The sequence below is a fragment of the Mycobacterium sp. ACS4054 genome (assembly GCF_001667275.1).
Taxonomy (GTDB): Bacteria; Actinomycetota; Actinomycetes; order Mycobacteriales; family Mycobacteriaceae; genus Mycobacterium.
Genome location: NZ_LZHV01000010.1, coordinates 1 through 599, shown reverse-complemented (window position 1 = coordinate 599; position 599 = coordinate 1). Strand labels below are relative to the sequence as shown.

At 71.0% G+C, this 599-nt stretch carries 1 protein-coding gene; it reads left to right on the top strand.

Annotated elements, in window-relative coordinates; genetic code table 11:
* Positions 1–599: HNH endonuclease signature motif containing protein (locus A5730_RS01230; RefSeq protein ID WP_156745640.1), on the top strand; the 599-nt coding region annotated here is incomplete at both ends.

Genomic DNA, 599 nt, shown 5'->3' with positions numbered 1-599 from the left:
CGCGGGGTGCTCACCCCCGAGCTGCGGGCCACCATCGAGGCGGTGCTGGCCAAGCTGGCCGCCCCCGGCATGTGCAACCCCCTCGACGACACCCCGTGCGTGGACGGGGCCCCGAGCCAGGAGGCCATCGACCGCGACGCCCGCAGTACGGCCCAGCGCAACCACGACGCGTTGTTGGCGGCATCACGCGCCCTGTTGGCCTCGGGAAAACTCGGCCGGCACAACGGGTTACCGGCCTCCATCATCATCACCACCACCCTGCACGAGCTGCAAACCGCCGCCGGCACGGGACGCACCGGCGGTGGCACCCGCCTGCCGATCAGCGACGTGATCCGGCTGGCCCGCCACGCCCACCACTATCTGGCCATCTTCGACGACACCGCCCAACCGCTGGCGCTGTATCACACCAAACGGCTCGCCAACCCCGGCCAACGGATTGTGCTGTACGCCAAGGACCGCGGCTGCACCGCCCCGGGCTGCACCGTGCCCGGCTACCTCTCCGAGGTCCACCACGTCACCGACTACGCCCGCAGCCGGCGCACCGACATCAACGACCTCACCTTCGCCTGCGGCCCGCATCACCGCCTGCTCAAACCCGG